Below are 15458 nucleotides of genomic sequence, written 5' to 3'. Positions count from 1 at the left end.
CTCAAAATAGACTGCCATGAAATCTGTATTGCTGTTGTTTGCGCCGTTAACCAGGCATTTAACCGCTAGGTCGGCTGTTGTTGTGAGTCTTCTCCCTCATTTGCCTGCATCATAAGCATCCAAAACAAGCATGTCATTGACCCATTAGGGCTAATCAAAAAAACGTTGTCTTATGAAGGTCAAAATGCTTCAGGGATGGCAGTTGCATCAATCAAGTTATGGCTTTAAATTTCAAAGGAATTTTGGTATAATGTTGTGGATTGATGGGCTTTACGCCCATTTTTCGTTTCTGGTCGATATGTTTGGGAATTAAGGCTCGCCATGCAAGATTTGCATTCGGTTGTTGAAAAGACGGTTACCCAGTTGGGGTATGAGTTGGTTGACTTTGAAGTGGCCAGCCGCGGTAAATTGCTGCGTGTGTTTATCGACAAGCTGAACCCTAAAGATACTAAAGACAGCGTTAACATCGATGACTGTGTGCTGGTAAGCAATCAGCTAGGCAATGTGTTAACCGTTGAGCTGGATATTGATTATGACCGGCTGGAAGTTTCTTCCGCTGGCCTGGATCGTGTGTTGCGTAAAGAAAGTGATTTTGTCCGCTTTATCGGCGAGCGCGCACTTGTTAAGTTGCGCATAGGTATTAAAGATGATGGTCCTAAAGCCACGGCAACGACTTTGCCCAGGAAAACCTTTTTAGGTGTACTGCAAGGTGTTGAAGATGGCAAGGTGAAGATTGAGTGCGATGGCTGGCTGTATAGCTTTTCGCTGGATAATTTAGACAAGGCTCGGTTGAGCCCGATTTTTGATTAATTTGTTTTAATTAATCCGTACGGTGCGTTGGAGATTACGATGAGTCGTGAAATATTGTTGTTAGTTGATGCTCTGGCACATGAAAAGAATGTCAGTAAAGAAGTGATTTTTACGGCATTAGAGCTGGCATTGGCTTCTGCAACTAAAAAGAACCATGAAGAAGGTGCAGACATTCGTGTCGAGATTGACCGCGAAAGTGGTGACTACAGTACTTTCAGACGCTGGCAATATGTCGAGTACGACCTGCTCGAAAGTTCAACTTACCAGTTCGACGAGGAAGATCCGCGAGCAGAAGGTCGCCAGATCGGTGACTATTATGAAGAGCCGCTAGAGTCTATTTCTTTTGGCCGTATCGGTGCACAGGCTGCGAAACAAGTGATTTTACAAAAAGTCCGTGAAGCTGAACGTGAGCAAATGATCCAGGACTTTTTAGGCCGTGGCGAAAGCCTGGTCACTGGCGTGATCAAGCGTATGGAAAAAGGGAATGCGATTATTGAAGTAGGTCGCATTGAATGCCTGTTACCGCGTGAAGCGATGATCCAGAAAGAAAACTTGCGCGTTGGTGATCGCGTACGTGCCTATTTGTCACGCGTAGACCGTGGTGGCCGTGGCCCGCAATTGATTTTGTCGCGTATCGCACCTGATTTCCTTAAACGTTTGTTTGAGCTTGAAGTGCCGGAAATTGAAGAAGGTTTGCTGGAGATTCGTTCAGCAGCGCGTGACCCAGGTTTGCGTTCAAAAATTGCAGTGAAAACCAATGACCAGCGTCTTGACCCGGTAGGTACTTGCGTAGGTATGCGTGGATCACGTGTGCAAGCAGTCACCTCAGAACTCGGCGGCGAGCGTGTGGATATCGTGCTGTGGAGCATGGACCCAGCACAGTTTGTAATCAACGCATTGGCGCCTGCTGAAGTAAGCTCCATCGTGGTGGATGAAGATGCACACAGCATGGATGTTGTTGTAAGCGAAGAGCAATTGGCAGTGGCGATTGGCCGTAATGGTCAAAACGTACGCTTGGCTTCAGAATTAACTGGCTGGAGCTTGAATATCCTGACCGAAGAAGCTGCTGCACAGAAGAACCAGGACGAATATGCAAAAATCAGCCAGTTGTTTATTGAAAAACTGGATGTGGATGAAGAAGTAGCAGACATTCTGGTGCAAGAAGGCTTTAGTACGCTGGAAGAAATTGCGTATGTGCCGATCGCAGAAATGGCAGAAATCGACGCGTTTGATGAAGATACCGTGAATGAATTACGTTCACGTGCGCGCGCTGCTTTGCTGACCGAGGCGATCGCTAAAGAAGAGAAAGTTGAAGAAGACACGCATGATTTGATGACGCTTGAAGGCATGGATGCCGATACCGCGCACAAATTATCTGCAAACAACATTCACTCAAGTGAAGATTTAGCTGAGCTTGCAGTGGATGAACTGGTTGAATTGACCGGAATAGATGATGAACGTGCCAAGTCATTAATTATGACCGCACGCGCGCCCTGGTTTAAATAACCTGGCATTAAAACAACCCGGGTTTAAAAGCCCGGTTTGTAACCTGAGTTTAAGTAATTAGCGGTTTCTTGTAACCCGCCAGGCAAGAATCATGCGTACACCTTAAATTAGAATATAGAGTAATTGAACTGGAGCAGTACATGGCACTTTCAACCGTCGCACAATTTGCCGCAGAGCTGGGTCTTCCAACGACCTTGCTCATCGAGCAACTGAAAAGCGCAGGCGTTAATAAAACGTCTGTGGATGATTTTTTGGAAGAAGGTGACAAGACTGCATTGCTGGATTACTTGCGTAAAGAGCATGGCGCAGCCAATGCCCCAAAAAACAAAATCACGCTGATGCGCAAGCAGAATACCGAAATCAAGAAAACTGATAGCTCAGGTAAAGCACGCACCATTCAAGTCGAAGTGCGCAAAAAACGCGTATTAGAACGTCCTGAGGAGATCGGGTATGAGGCTCCTGTAGAAGCAGCAATTGAAGAGCCTACCATTGCCGAGCCTGAAGTGCTGGAAGAGACACCAGTAATTGTCCCTGAACCAGAAATCGAAGTGCCTGCGGTAGAAGTTGAGCCGGAACCCGAAGTAGAGCCAGTCGCGGAAGTGGCAGAGCCTGCACCTGAAGCAGAAGCGCCGGTTGCAGCGCCAGCTAAATCCAAAGCCGCAGTGCTATCTGTGCAAGAGATTGCTTTGCGTGAAAATGAAGCGGCACGGCATGCCAAACTGTTGGCGCTTCAGGCAGAAGATGTACAACGCAAACAGGCATTGACACAACGTCGTGCCGAAGAAGAGGCAAAACGTCAAGCGGATGCTGAAGCGGCCAAAAACAAGCCTGCGCCAACAAAACTATCTGAAGGCACGTTGCACAAGCCAGCGAACAAAGTTACTGACAAACCAGCGGAAAGCAAAGATAAAAAGAGCAAGCCTGGTAACCGTGACTGGAACGATAACGAAAACAAAAAACGCGGCATTAAAACCCGCGGTGATGCGCCTGGTGGTGCCTCACAAGGATGGCGCACGCCTAAAGGCAAGCATCACAAGTCAAATAAAGATGACCAGCATGCATTTAATGCACCGACTGAGCCAGTGATCAAAGATGTGATGATTCCTGAGACTATTTCAGTCGCTGACCTGGCACATAAAATGTCAGTCAAAGCCGCTGAGGTGATCAAGGCACTGATGAAAATGGGCATGATGGTTACGATCAACCAGGTGCTGGATCAAGACACTGCCATTATTCTGGTGGAAGAAATGGGGCACAAAGCCCAGGCCGCTGCTGCCAACGATCCTGAGAGTTTCCTCGAGGAAACTGACATGACCGAAGCCGTGATGCAAGCGCGTCCACCGGTCGTCACCGTCATGGGTCACGTTGACCATGGTAAAACATCATTGCTGGATTATATCCGCCGTAGCCGTGTTGCTTCAGGCGAAGCTGGCGGCATTACCCAGCATATTGGTGCTTACCATGTAGAAACACCGCGTGGCATGGTGACATTCTTGGATACTCCAGGCCATGAAGCCTTTACGGCCATGCGTGCGCGTGGTGCCAAGGCTACGGACATTGTCATTCTGGTGGTTTCTGCTGATGATGGTGTCATGCCGCAAACAATTGAAGCGATTCACCATGCAAAAGCGGGTAACGTGCCTATCGTGGTAGCGATCAACAAGATCGATAAACCAGAAGCACAACCAGAACGCGTGAAAAATGAATTGATTACCCATGAAGTGGTGCCGGAAGAGTATGGTGGTGAAGCCATGTTCCGTGAAGTATCTGCTAAAACGGGTAAGGGTATTGATGAGTTACTGGAAGCGGTGTTGTTGCAGGCAGAAGTACTTGAGCTGACAGCTCCGCAGAATACACCGGCTACAGGCCTGGTGATTGAAGGCCGTCTGGATAAAGGCCGTGGACCGGTAACTACCGTATTGGTGCAGTCTGGTATCTTGCGTCGTGGCGATATGTTGCTGGCGGGTACTGCTTATGGTCGCGTTCGCGCCATGCTGGATGAAAACGGCAACGACATTAAGGAAGCAGGTCCTTCTATCCCGGTAGAAGTGTTAGGTTTATCGGATGTGCCAAGTGCCGGTGAAGAAACGATTGTCCTCAACGACGAACGTAAAGCACGTGAAATCGCCATGTTCCGTCAAGGCAAGTTCCGTGATGTGAAGCTGGCTAAACAGCATGCAGCCAAACTGGAAAATATCTTTGAACAAATGGCTGAGGGCGCAGTACAAACCCTTAACCTGATTATCAAGTCAGATGTTCAGGGCTCTTTCGAAGCGTTGACTACAAGCTTGCAAAAGCTGTCCACTAAGGAAGTACGCGTTAATATCATTCACACTGCAGTGGGTGCTATTAGCGAGTCAGATGTTAACTTGGCTGCCGCATCTAAAGCTGTCTTGATCGGTTTCAATGTCCGTGCCGATGCTGGTGCGCGAAAACTTGTAGAGACACTTGGTGTCGATTTACGTTACTACAACATCATTTATGAAGCGGTAGATGAAGTTAAAGCGGCCTTGGGCGGTATGTTGCCGCCAGAGCATAAAGAACAAATGATTGGTACTGTGGAAATCCGCGAAGTCTATCGTATCTCCAAAGTGGGTGCTGTGGCTGGTTGTTATGTGCAGGATGGTATGGTTAAACGTAATGCTAAAGTCCGCTTGCTGCGTAACAACGTCATTATTCATACTGGCGAACTTGACTCACTGAAACGTTTCAAAGATGACGTTAAAGAAGTTAAAAACAACTTTGAATGTGGTCTGTCTCTGAAGAACTACAACGAGATTGAAGTGGGTGATATTCTGGAAGTGTATGAAGTCGTTGAAGTGGCCCGTACACTTTGACTTTAAAAACCGTCATGATGCGTTGTTGCCATCCAAAAAATGTTCGCTTACATATGCCCAATATGCCGCGCTCCATTTTTTGGCTGACGCCTAGCCTCATTTAGTCTTTTAAAGTCAGGAAAATCAATGGCTAAAGCATTCTCCCGCAATGACCGTGTGTCTGAGCAAATTCGCCGTGAACTGGCGGATTTGCTGATGTTTGAAGTAAAAGACCCGCGCGTGCAAATGGTCACCCTGACCGATGTTGAGGTTGCCGGTGATATGGCGCACGCCAAAGTGTTTTATACCGCAGCAAAAAACAGCAAAGGCCTGCAAGAAGGCCTGGAAAAAGCCGCCGGCTTTTTACGTTCACAGCTAGGTAAACGCATGATGCTACGCACAATGCCACAACTGCATTTTGTGTATGACGAATCGATAGACCGCGGTATGCATATGGATAAGCTGATTGACAAAGCGATCTCCGAGCAAACCCCGGAACAAGCTACACCCGACACTCCCTCGCAAGAATAACTTTCTATGCAAACCAAACGCATCAAACGCGCCGTTCACGGCGTGTTACTGCTTGATAAGCCGCATGGTTATTCATCCAACCAGGCACTGCAAAAAGTTAAATGGCTCTACCAGGCACAAAAGGCCGGACATACCGGCACGCTTGATCCGCTGGCGACTGGCGTGTTGCCTATTTGCCTGGGTGAAGCGACCAAATTTGCCCAGCATCTGACCGATGAAAATAAAACTTATATAGCCACAGTCAAATTTGGCGTCACCACCACTACGGGTGACAAAGAAGGCGATATTGTGCAAGAGGTCGCCTGCAAAGTGCAGCCAGGGGAGGTTGAAGCAGTGCTGCCTGCCTTGACGGGTGAGATTACTCAAATCCCTCCCATGTATTCTGCCCTCAAGGTGGATGGCAAACCTTTATATGCTTACGCCAGGGAAGGCGTTGAGCTGGAACGCAAGCCACGCCAGGTGACTATTTTCGCCATTCAATTACTGGATTGCCAGGATAATATTGCGAACATTGAAGTCACTTGTAGTAAGGGCACTTATATCCGCACGCTTGCTGAAGATATTGGCAAGGCACTAAATGTGGGTGCACACCTGATTGACCTGCGCAGAACGGCTACAGCGACTTACCAGATCGTGCATACGGTAACGCTAGAGGGTTTGGAAGCCATGACGATGGAAGCGCGCGATGCGCTATTATTGCCGGTGGATACTGCGATTAGCGCTTTACCTAAAATAGCGCTGCATGCAGATGCTGCGTATTATTTTAAGCAGGGGAATCCAGTATGGTTACCGGGAATCATTCCAGATGGCGATGTGCGGGTTTATAGTGAAGCGGGCCTTTTTTTAGGCCTCGGTGTACAACTGGCAAACGGAAGAATCGCACCCAAACGCGTCGTTAATTTGTAGCGCTGGGCAGTCGGGCTACCAGCTTCTAGTCTCAAATAAAGCTTGAGGAGAGCGGCAATGCATATCCTACGCCATTATTTTATCAGTCTGCTGTTGTTATCCGTTTTGCCCATCGAAGCCCAGGCCACATCAGTAACAGTACTCTATGATGACCGTTTCCTGCTGCATGATACCGGCGCCGGTCACCCGGAAAAGCCAGACCGGCTTGGCTTTATTGTCCAGCATCTAAAAAAACATAAAACCATTAGCCCAAAACTGCGTTGGCCGACATTTTCTGCGGCTACACGTGAACATTTACTTTCCGTTCATCAAGCCAGTTATCTTGATTTGCTGGATTCTGAGCTACAACAACTGACTCCCGCTCGACCTTATCGTACGCTGAGTACCGGCGACACCGTTATCTCGAAAAAATCACTTGAAGTGGCCAAGCTGGCTAGTGGTGCAGCGATGGCCGGCATTGATGCAGTCATGCAACACGATAGTAAAAGTGCTTTTGCGCTGGTCAGGCCGCCTGGTCATCACGCGACCGCTGATCGCGGCATGGGTTTTTGTATTTACAATCACGTGGCGGTGGCGGCACGTTATGCACAAAAGAAATATGGTGTGCAGCGGGTGCTGATCGTGGATATCGACGTCCATCACGGCAACGGTACGCAAGACATCTTTGATGAGGATGACAGCGTTTTTTATTTCAGCGCGCACCAGCATCCGCTTTATCCCAGGTCCGGCAGACCAACTGAAAAGGGACATGGCAAAGGGGAAGGCGACACCATAAATGTGGATGTGCCTGTCGGCAGCGATGAAGCTATCATCTTAAAAGCGCTCAATGCACAACTGGAACCAGCCATGCAACGTTTTCGGCCTGAGCTAATTTTAGTCTCGGCTGGACTAGATGCACATCAGAGTGACCTGCTTGGTGGATTAAGCTACACAGATGCAGGCTATGCAGCGATTGCACAAAAGCTGGTCACACTATCCAACCAATATGCGCAGGGCAGAACAGTCTGGGTGCTGGAAGGCGGATATGTTCCGGAAAACAATGCCAGCGCGGTTGAAGCAATTTTACAAGTACTTGTAGACCAATAGACATAATTTTGCAACAAAATTGCATATCAAGTCATATCAGATATGTTAATATATTCAACATGTTAAAGCGGTTTTATACCTATGTGCTCATTTCCGTGCTGTTTGCGTTCACGCAAATTGGCATGGCTGCACATGAAATCAGCCATTTAAACGATCTAAACAACCAATCACAATCTGATCATCAACATACTGGCGGTGAGCCTTGTACCTTATGCCTGGGCTTATCAGTGATTGCCGGTGGCATGCCACCAACGGCCTTTATTTGCCCGGTCATTGCATGCGATAAACCTCATTACATTTTAACCTCGTCAACTGCCGTGCAGTCCTTTACCAAGGTCTATGCTGCACGCGCACCACCCTCTTTTTCTCAGCTTTAATTTCTATTGCTTGCGCCCAGAGCGCACCTGAATCCTTGCCTGCTGATTTGGCAACCGCTGCCCGTGCGGTTGGCCCTCATTGCAGGACGATTAATTGTTGAGAAAGAATGATCATGAATATCGCAAAGCACATCGTACGTGCTCCACATTTACAGCTAAACCCTGTGTGGCTGGCATTAACAACCATCTTAGCCTTTCCAGTTTTAACATTGCATGCCGAAGAGCACAGCCATACACTGGATCTGGACAATGTGCCTATTACCGGTAATCCACTGGGTGTAGGCTCGGATGATATGGTCGTGCCTGTGTCTGTACTTGGCGGGCGCGAATTAAGCTTACGCCGCGAAGGCACCTTGGGTGAAACCTTGAACGGAATTCCCGGCGTGACCGCTACGCAATTCGGCCCCAATGCCTCGCGCCCGATTATCCGTGGTCTCGATGGCGAGCGCGTACGTATCATGCAAAACGGTGTTGGCATCCTGGATGCGGGCTCTCTCAGTTTCGATCACGCTGTGGCGATTGATCCCCTCATTATTGAGCAAGTCGATGTGGTGCGCGGTCCTGCAGCATTGCTGTATGGCGGCAGCGCAGTCGGTGGGGTGGTTAACGCGATTGATCACCGTATTCCCAAAGAATCCTTAAACGGCATGACCGGACGTGGCGAAGCGCGTTTTGGCGGGCCGGATAATGCGCGCAATGGCGCCGCGGTTGTCGATGTCGGTAACGGTACGTTTGCTATCCATGCCGATGTTTATTCTCGTGAAACCAGTAACCTGGATATTCCCGGTTATGCCGTGTCAAAGCGCAAAAGCCTGGCAGATGGAGAACCGCGCGATAGCAAAGGCAAAGGCAAGTTAAACAATAGCAGCGCTTTATCGAATGGCGGTGCTTTAGGGGCGGCCTGGACATTTGATACCGGCTACCTGGGGGTTTCCTATTCCAGCCTGAACAACAATTACGGTGTAGTGAATGAAGATGATGTACGCATTGATATGGAACAGCAAAGATGGGAGCTGGCAGGTGAGGTCAGGGAGCTGCGTGGCCCTATCCAGAAGTTGAAGTTGCGCATGGCACATACCGATTACCAGCACGTTGAATTAGAGGGTGGCGAAGTAGGGACTACTTTTAAAAACCGTGGTATGGAGGGTAGCCTGGAAGCGACCCACATCCCTTGGGCAAACGTCAATGGCGTCGTCGGTTATCAGTTCCAGAACACCCGTTTCCAGGCGTTGGGTGAAGAGGCATTTGTCCCGAGCGTGGTGACACAAACACAGGCACTCTACGTATACGAAGAGTTGCCGATTGATAGGCATAAAATTACCTTTGGTGGCCGCGTCGGTGAAACCTCGGTGGCTTCCAGTGCTGATGCTGTCTTCACTCAGGCATTTAACAATCGCTTTAATCCCAACAGTTTTGCCTTAGGTGGTTTATATACCATTGATGACGCATGGAGTGCGACAGCAAACCTGTCCCATAACGAACGTGCACCTAGCTATTTTGAGCTGTATGCCAATGGCGAGCACGTGGCAACCGGGCAGTTTGAAGTCGGTAACGCCAACCTTGATAAAGAAGTTTCCAACGGTATTGAAGCGCAATTAAAGTGGAAGGCCAACGGCCACAGTATTACGCTGGGTGCCTACGCGACACGTTTTCAGAACTTCATTGGTCTGTTGAATACAGGCGAGACTGATCCCGGCACAGGTCTGGCGATTGCCAACTTCACTGCCGTGCCGGCCATGTTTAAAGGGTTGGAGCTGGAAGGAAAGTTTGCCCTTAACGACGAATGGACACTCAAAATGCGCGGCGATTATGTGCACGCCAAAGATACGCGCAACAACGAGTATCTTCCGCGCATTTCGCCATTACGCCTAGGCGGCGGACTGGATTACCGGTTAGGTAACTGGAATGCGCGCATGGATGTGTTGCATGCATTCAAACAAAATGATGTCGCTGAAAATGAACTGAAAACGGATGGCTATACCAACCTGAGTGCGTTACTGGCTTACAAGCTGCCAGTAAAATATCACGTAGAATTATTTGCCAAAGCAAATAACCTGCTGAATGATGAAATTCGCGAGCATGCTTCTTTCCTAAAGGATATTTCTCCGGCAGGCTCACGTTCGATATTGATAGGGGCAAGGGCTGATTTCTAAAAGTTAAAGGCAATAAAAAGGGTTGGCAATTGCCAACCCTTTTTATTTAGTTAATCCATTTTATTTAGTTAATCCATTTTATTTAGTTAATCCATTAACCAAACAGGATCAGTCCCCAGACGATGCCGAGATTGATCAGTGCGAGTAAAACGGCGGCACTGCCAATATCCTTGGCACGTTTGGCCAGCGCGTGGCGCTCAATCGAGACACGGTCAACTACGGCTTCGACCGCAGAATTAAGTAATTCTACGATCAGAACCAGCATGACGCTGCCTACCATCAGAATGCGGTGCAAAGCTTCAGCTTCCAGGTAAAACGCCAGTGGAATCAGCACCAGGGATAACCAGACCTCTTGCCGGAAGGCATCTTCGTGCTGGTAGGCGGCTTTGAATCCATCCATGGAGTAACCGAATGCATTCACCAGGCGACGGATGCCGGTTTTGCCCTTAAACGGGCTTTCTTCATGTGACGGGGAGGGTTTGTTTTGCATGGATTATCTCTAAAAATCTACATCACATTTTAACATGCGCTATGATAACGCTTTTAGCAGTGTAATGAGGGTTAACATGGCAAGAATGGTGCAGTGCGTGAAACTGGGTAAAGAGCTGGAGGGGATGGATTTCCCGCCATATCCTGGTGAGCTGGGTAAAAAGATTTATCTGCATGTGTCTAAAGAAGCATGGGCAGGTTGGCTGAAACAGCAAACCATGCTGGTCAACGAGAACCGCCTGAGCCTGGCCGATGCCAGTGCCAGGAAATATCTTGCTGAGCAAACTGAAAAGTATTTCTTTGGGGATGGTGCGGATGTGGCCACTGGTTATGTTCCACCCAGTGCTTAATTAGCCGGGCATAAAAAAAGCACTCTTCGGAGTGCTTTTTGTTTTAATAATTAAGACATGGTTTCGCGCTTGATGTCTTCCAGGCTGGTATGGCGGATATCTTTACCTTTAACCATATACACCACATATTCAGAGATATTTTTGGCATGGTCACCAATACGCTCAATCGCTTTTGCCACAAACAGCACTTCTAGTGACATCGAGATTGTGCGTGGATCTTCCAGCATAAAGGTAATCAGCTGACGCATGGCTGCACGGAACTGCTCATCCACCTGCTCGTCCTGCTTGGCGACTTCAACAGTCTGGCTGACATCCAGGCGCGCGAATGAGTCCAGTGAAGTGCGCAGCATTTCACGCACCAGGCCAACCATGGATTTAATCTCGTTGAAACGAGGTTTGTACATGCGGTCCTGCTCATAAATACGCTGAGCGGTACGGGCAATCTTGGTGGCTTCATCACCTATGCGTTCCAGGTCAGTAATGGTTTTCACCATCATCATAATCATGCGTAAGTCACGTGCCGCAGGCTGGCGGCGGGCAATGATATGGCTACAGTCTTCATCGACTTGCACTTCCAGTGCATTGACGCGTGCATCACGTGCCATCACATCTTTGGCCAGATTAACATCCGCTGTCGTCAGTGATTCCAGCGCATTCACAATTTGCTGTTCGACCAACCCCCCCATTTCCAGAACCTTGGCGCGTACCGATTCCAGTTCAACATCATATTGTTTTGAGGTGTGTTCAAATTGCATGACGTAATTTCCTAATTATTGTGCCCGCTAGGTTATCAGTACAATATGACAACTTTATGATAGTGATTGGCGGGGGTTGTTTCAATTATTTGGTCAGGGTTTTAACACCATTTGGCGTCGCCAGCAGCAAAACGTTTGCAGGACGTGCCGCGAACAGACCATTAGTAACTACACCCACAATTTGATTGATTTTGCTTTCCAGTTCGATTGGATCGCTGATTGTCAGGCCGTGCACATCGAGAATGATGTTGCCATTGTCGGTCGTAAAGTCACGCAATTTTGGCTGACCGCCGAGTTTGACCAATTCACGCGCTACCTGGCTACGCGCCATAGGCAGCACTTCAACTGGCAACGGGAATTTACCCAGCACGGGTACAAATTTGCTTTCATCGCAGATACATATAAAGGATTTAGCCACGGCTGCCACGATTTTTTCACGGGTCAGCGCACCGCCACCACCTTTAAGCATATGCAAATGCTCGGTAATTTCATCCGCGCCATCCACATAAATATCCAGGCTGTCGACACTGTTTAAATCAAACACTTCAATGCCATGGTCGCGCAAACGTTTGGCCGTCGCTTCCGAGCTGGCGACAGCACCTTCGATTTTGTGTTTAACTTTGGCTAATTCATCAATAAAAAAGTTGGCGGTTGAACCTGTACCCACGCCGATAATGCCATCTTTTACATAGGTAATTGCTGCTTTTGCTACTTCGAGTTTAAGTGCGTCTTGTTGTGCTTTATCCAATGCCATCTGCTTCAATCCTTGATTAATTCTTTATAATACAAACAATTCCCTATCATACACTGCAACCTTGCGGTTTTAAAACCTTAAAGCATTTGATGACCACCGACTACCGCGAAAAAATCGAACACTCCCAAGTCTATGCCGTGGCCCGCCACACGCCGCTGGATATCATGCCAAACCTGTCTGTAAGACTTAGAAATCAGGTCTTGCTCAAGCGTGAGGATATGCAGCCGGTATTCTCATTCAAATTGCGCGGCGCCTATAACAAAATGGCCAATCTGCCGCAGGAATCGCTCGCTCGCGGTGTGATTTGCGCGAGTGCCGGTAACCATGCACAAGGCGTCGCCCTGAGCGCGCAAAAACTGGGCTGTCGTGCCGTGATTGTGATGCCGACCACAACTCCAACAATCAAGATCAATGCGGTACGGGCGCGTGGTGCCGAGGTAGTGTTGTTTGGCGATAGCTATTCTGACGCGTATGCGCATGCGCTCGAAGTTGAAAAAAGCGAAGGTCTGACTTTTGTACACCCATACGATGACCCGGATGTGATTGCCGGGCAAGGCACGATTGCCATGGAAGTTTTGAAGGACCATCCTGAACCTATCGAGGCGATTTTCTGTTGCGTGGGTGGTGGCGGTTTGCTGGCGGGTATTGCCGCCTATGTCAAAGCATTGCGCCCTGAAATCAAGGTCATTGGGGTGGAGGCGCAAGATGCCGAAGCCATGACCGAATCTCTCAAAACTGGCCAGCGCATCATGCTGGAGCAGGTCGGCTTGTTTGCCGATGGCGCCGCTGTAAAGCAGGTTGGAGAGCATACCTTTGCACTGGTGCAGCAATATGTCGATGAGATGATCGTGGTCGATAACGATGAGATCTGTGCCGCGATCAAAGACGTGTTTGAAGACACGCGCAGTATTTTGGAGCCCGCTGGCGCACTGGCTGTAGCGGGATTGAAAGCCTATGCTGAACGGCATCAACTGCAAGGCAAAAGCCTGGTAGCCGTTGCTTCCGGCGCCAATATGAACTTTGACCGCCTACGTTTTATTGCCGAGCGGGCCGAGTTGGGTGAGCACCGCGAAGCGGTGTTTGCAGTGACGATTCCCGAAACACCTGGTGCTTTTAAATCCTTCTGCCGCTTGCTGGGCAACCGCAACATTACTGAATTCAATTACCGTTATTCCGACGCAAAAAATGCGCATATCTTTGTTGGTGTGTCGGTGCAAAATCCGAATGAGCCGGCTGAAATTACCCGCGCGCTGGATGCTGCAGGCCTGAAAGCTTTGGACCTGACTGGCAATGAAATGGCCAAATTGCATCTGCGCCACCTGGTCGGCGGACATGCGCCACAGGCGCGCAACGAAGTTGTTTACCGGTTTGAGTTTCCGGAAAAACCCGGCGCATTGATGAACTTTCTTGAATCTATGGGTCACAACTGGAACATCAGCTTGTTTCACTACCGCAATCATGGCGCCGACTTTGGCCGTGTGCTGGTCGGCATGCAGGTGCCACAGGAAGACAAAGCGGCTTTCGAGCAATTTCTGAAGCAGCTTGGCTATCCCTACTGGGATGAAAGTAACAATCCTGCTTATCAGTTATTCTTGGGCTAAATATTTTTGGTCTTTATCAGCCAATGTGGTGGTTTATATCAACCATTTCATATTGGCGTTAGATCGAAATTGGCGGTATGCAGTGCCTTGCTAGCTGAGAATGAATTTTGCTGGTGTCATTAAACTTAAATAATAATCAGGAGATAGATTGCATGTTGAATTCACCTTTAGTGCGTCGCGCGCGTACCAGTTTGCTGTTGCTGGCATTGGTCGCCACTGTGGCTGCCTGTAACAAACCGGAAGAGCCTGCTGCTGAACCTGCAGCGCCGGCCTCTGATAATCTGAGCGCCGGCCCGGTAGCTTATGTATCTACGCAAGATGCTGGTGTAGACGTGATTGACCTGGTGACCATGCAAGTGTCCAAACAGTTGGACGTCAAAGCTGAAGGTCCGCGTGGTTTGGCGGTGACTGACGACGGCAAGAAACTGATTGTCGCCACTAAAGATAACGAAAGCATTTCTGTAATTGATACTGCGACCGGTGAAGTGTTGCAGCAAATCAATGTGGGCAAGAATCCTGAGTTCGTACGCGTGAGTGGAAACTATGCTTTCGTGTCTTCAGAACCTAGCGCTAAAGGCGGGCCTCCACCAAAAGCGGGTGAAGAAGACGATGACGATGATGACGAAGAAAAAATCCCGGCAAAAATCGCTGTGGTTGATTTAACCAAAGGTGAAAAAGTACGCGAAATCACTGGCGGACCAGAAACTGAAGGGATTGAATTTTCAGCCGATGGCAAGCAACTGGTCATCACCAACGAGGCTGACAATACTGTCACCGTACACAACATCGAAACCGGCGAATTGATCAAAACCGTGCAGACGCATAGCCATGGTGATCGCCCTCGCGGCATCAAGGTTTCGCCAGACGGAAATACCTACCTGGCAACGCTGGAGTTCGGTAATAAATTCCTGGTGCTGGATAAAGAGTTTAACGTGGTACGCACAGTAGACACTGCCGAAACGCCGTATGGGATTGCCTATGATGCAAAAGGCGAGCGAATTTTTGTTGCGACAAACAAAGCTAAATTGCTGCAAGTGTTTGATGCCAAAACTTTTGAGAAAATCAAAGAAGTACCTACCGGTAACCGTTGCTGGCATTTCAGCTTTACGCCAAATAACAAAGACATTCTGTTGGCGTGCGGTAAATCTGATGCAGTGCTGGTGATTGATGCAGAAAAACTTGAAGTCACCAAGCAGATCGCTGTTAAAAATATGCCTTGGGGCGTAGTGACCTATCCGAAAGCCATGGGTAGCCTGGAAAACGCGAAGTAATCGCTAACTCCGGAAAGAAAAAAGCCCGCATTTTGCGGGCTTTTTTATTCATT

Annotated in this window: 14 protein-coding genes; 11 read left to right on the top strand and 3 right to left on the bottom strand. The window is 48.7% G+C overall.

The genetic code is table 11. From position 1 onward, the window contains the following. Positions 1–321: 321 nt before the first annotated feature. The 8 genes from rimP (at position 322) to ASG34_RS07955 (ending at position 10185) form a co-directional block, all read left to right on the top strand. On the top strand, positions 322–810 hold the full coding sequence (gene rimP / locus ASG34_RS07990; RefSeq protein ID WP_055829036.1) for a ribosome maturation factor RimP: 489 nt from the start codon (positions 322–324) through the stop codon (positions 808–810). Between the two features lie 39 nt (positions 811–849). Beyond that, positions 850–2316 carry a transcription termination factor NusA gene (nusA, locus tag ASG34_RS07985; RefSeq protein WP_055829033.1) on the top strand — a complete coding sequence of 489 codons (1467 nt, stop codon included), beginning with the start codon at positions 850–852 and terminating at the stop codon, positions 2314–2316. Positions 2317–2456: 140 nt separating this feature from the next. Next, on the top strand, positions 2457–5153 hold the full coding sequence (gene infB, locus ASG34_RS07980; protein WP_055829030.1) for a translation initiation factor IF-2: 2697 nt from the start codon (positions 2457–2459) through the stop codon (positions 5151–5153). A 126-nt stretch (positions 5154–5279) separates the two neighbouring features. Next, positions 5280–5663: a 30S ribosome-binding factor RbfA gene (gene rbfA, locus ASG34_RS07975; protein WP_055829027.1), complete on the top strand. Its 384-nt coding sequence runs from the start codon at positions 5280–5282 to the stop codon at positions 5661–5663. 6 nt (positions 5664–5669) lie between these two features. Further along, positions 5670–6569, top strand: coding sequence for a tRNA pseudouridine(55) synthase TruB (gene truB / locus ASG34_RS07970; RefSeq protein ID WP_055829024.1), 900 nt, complete (start codon positions 5670–5672; stop codon positions 6567–6569). Between the two features lie 57 nt (positions 6570–6626). Then, on the top strand, positions 6627–7655 hold the full coding sequence (locus ASG34_RS07965; protein WP_082504839.1) for a histone deacetylase family protein: 1029 nt from the start codon (positions 6627–6629) through the stop codon (positions 7653–7655). Positions 7656–7714: 59 nt separating this feature from the next. Then, positions 7715–8032 (top strand): hypothetical protein, encoded by a 318-nt coding sequence (locus ASG34_RS07960; protein ID WP_055829022.1) that lies wholly within the window; start codon positions 7715–7717, stop codon positions 8030–8032. 113 nt (positions 8033–8145) lie between these two features. Then, positions 8146–10185, top strand: a complete 2040-nt coding sequence (locus ASG34_RS07955; protein WP_055829019.1) for a TonB-dependent receptor — start codon at positions 8146–8148, stop codon at positions 10183–10185. A gap of 94 nt (positions 10186–10279) precedes the next feature. On the opposite strand, the gene ASG34_RS07950 is transcribed toward ASG34_RS07955, so the two are convergent. Then, a complete protein-coding gene (locus ASG34_RS07950) occupies positions 10280–10675 on the bottom strand; it encodes a diacylglycerol kinase (RefSeq protein WP_055829016.1) in 396 nt (131 codons plus the stop codon). 76 nt (positions 10676–10751) lie between these two features. On the opposite strand from ASG34_RS07950, the gene ASG34_RS07945 reads away from it, so the two are divergent. Then, positions 10752–11024, top strand: a complete 273-nt coding sequence (locus ASG34_RS07945; protein WP_055829014.1) for an oxidative damage protection protein — start codon at positions 10752–10754, stop codon at positions 11022–11024. 50 nt (positions 11025–11074) lie between these two features. Here ASG34_RS07945 and phoU read toward each other — a convergent pair whose 3' ends face one another. Together phoU and rpiA are read right to left on the bottom strand one after the other, a co-directional pair. Continuing rightward, a complete protein-coding gene (gene phoU, locus ASG34_RS07940) occupies positions 11075–11779 on the bottom strand; it encodes a phosphate signaling complex protein PhoU (RefSeq protein ID WP_055829012.1) in 705 nt (234 codons plus the stop codon). Between the two features lie 85 nt (positions 11780–11864). Beyond that, entirely contained in the window at positions 11865–12533 is a 669-nt protein-coding gene (gene rpiA, locus ASG34_RS07935; protein ID WP_055829007.1) for a ribose-5-phosphate isomerase RpiA, read from the bottom strand. Positions 12534–12622: 89 nt separating this feature from the next. Between rpiA and ilvA the strand changes: the two genes are divergently transcribed. Both ilvA and ASG34_RS07925 read left to right on the top strand, forming a co-directional pair. Next, positions 12623–14134 carry a threonine ammonia-lyase, biosynthetic gene (gene ilvA, locus ASG34_RS07930; protein WP_055829005.1) on the top strand — a complete coding sequence of 504 codons (1512 nt, stop codon included), beginning with the start codon at positions 12623–12625 and terminating at the stop codon, positions 14132–14134. 152 nt (positions 14135–14286) lie between these two features. Continuing rightward, positions 14287–15405: a YVTN family beta-propeller repeat protein gene (locus ASG34_RS07925; RefSeq protein ID WP_055829003.1), complete on the top strand. Its 1119-nt coding sequence runs from the start codon at positions 14287–14289 to the stop codon at positions 15403–15405. Positions 15406–15458: the final 53 nt, after the last annotated feature.

Source organism: Methylophilus sp. Leaf416, from assembly GCF_001424665.1.
Taxonomy (GTDB): Bacteria; Pseudomonadota; Gammaproteobacteria; order Burkholderiales; family Methylophilaceae; genus Methylophilus.
Note: the sequence above shows the minus strand (reverse complement) of the source record. Positions and strands in the feature narration are given on the sequence as shown.

Coding starts and splice junctions, on each gene's coding strand:
- rimP (WP_055829036.1), top strand. CDS start 322: ATGCAAGATTTGCATTCGGTTGTTGAAAAGACGGTTACCCAGTTGGGG.
- nusA (WP_055829033.1), top strand. CDS start 850: ATGAGTCGTGAAATATTGTTGTTAGTTGATGCTCTGGCACATGAAAAG.
- infB (WP_055829030.1), top strand. CDS start 2,457: ATGGCACTTTCAACCGTCGCACAATTTGCCGCAGAGCTGGGTCTTCCA.
- rbfA (WP_055829027.1), top strand. CDS start 5,280: ATGGCTAAAGCATTCTCCCGCAATGACCGTGTGTCTGAGCAAATTCGC.
- truB (WP_055829024.1), top strand. CDS start 5,670: ATGCAAACCAAACGCATCAAACGCGCCGTTCACGGCGTGTTACTGCTT.
- ASG34_RS07965 (WP_082504839.1), top strand. CDS start 6,627: ATGCATATCCTACGCCATTATTTTATCAGTCTGCTGTTGTTATCCGTT.
- ASG34_RS07960 (WP_055829022.1), top strand. CDS start 7,715: ATGTTAAAGCGGTTTTATACCTATGTGCTCATTTCCGTGCTGTTTGCG.
- ASG34_RS07955 (WP_055829019.1), top strand. CDS start 8,146: ATGAATATCGCAAAGCACATCGTACGTGCTCCACATTTACAGCTAAAC.
- ASG34_RS07950 (WP_055829016.1), bottom strand. CDS start 10,675: ATGCAAAACAAACCCTCCCCGTCACATGAAGAAAGCCCGTTTAAGGGC.
- ASG34_RS07945 (WP_055829014.1), top strand. CDS start 10,752: ATGGCAAGAATGGTGCAGTGCGTGAAACTGGGTAAAGAGCTGGAGGGG.
- phoU (WP_055829012.1), bottom strand. CDS start 11,779: ATGCAATTTGAACACACCTCAAAACAATATGATGTTGAACTGGAATCG.
- rpiA (WP_055829007.1), bottom strand. CDS start 12,533: ATGGCATTGGATAAAGCACAACAAGACGCACTTAAACTCGAAGTAGCA.
- ilvA (WP_055829005.1), top strand. CDS start 12,623: ATGACCACCGACTACCGCGAAAAAATCGAACACTCCCAAGTCTATGCC.
- ASG34_RS07925 (WP_055829003.1), top strand. CDS start 14,287: ATGTTGAATTCACCTTTAGTGCGTCGCGCGCGTACCAGTTTGCTGTTG.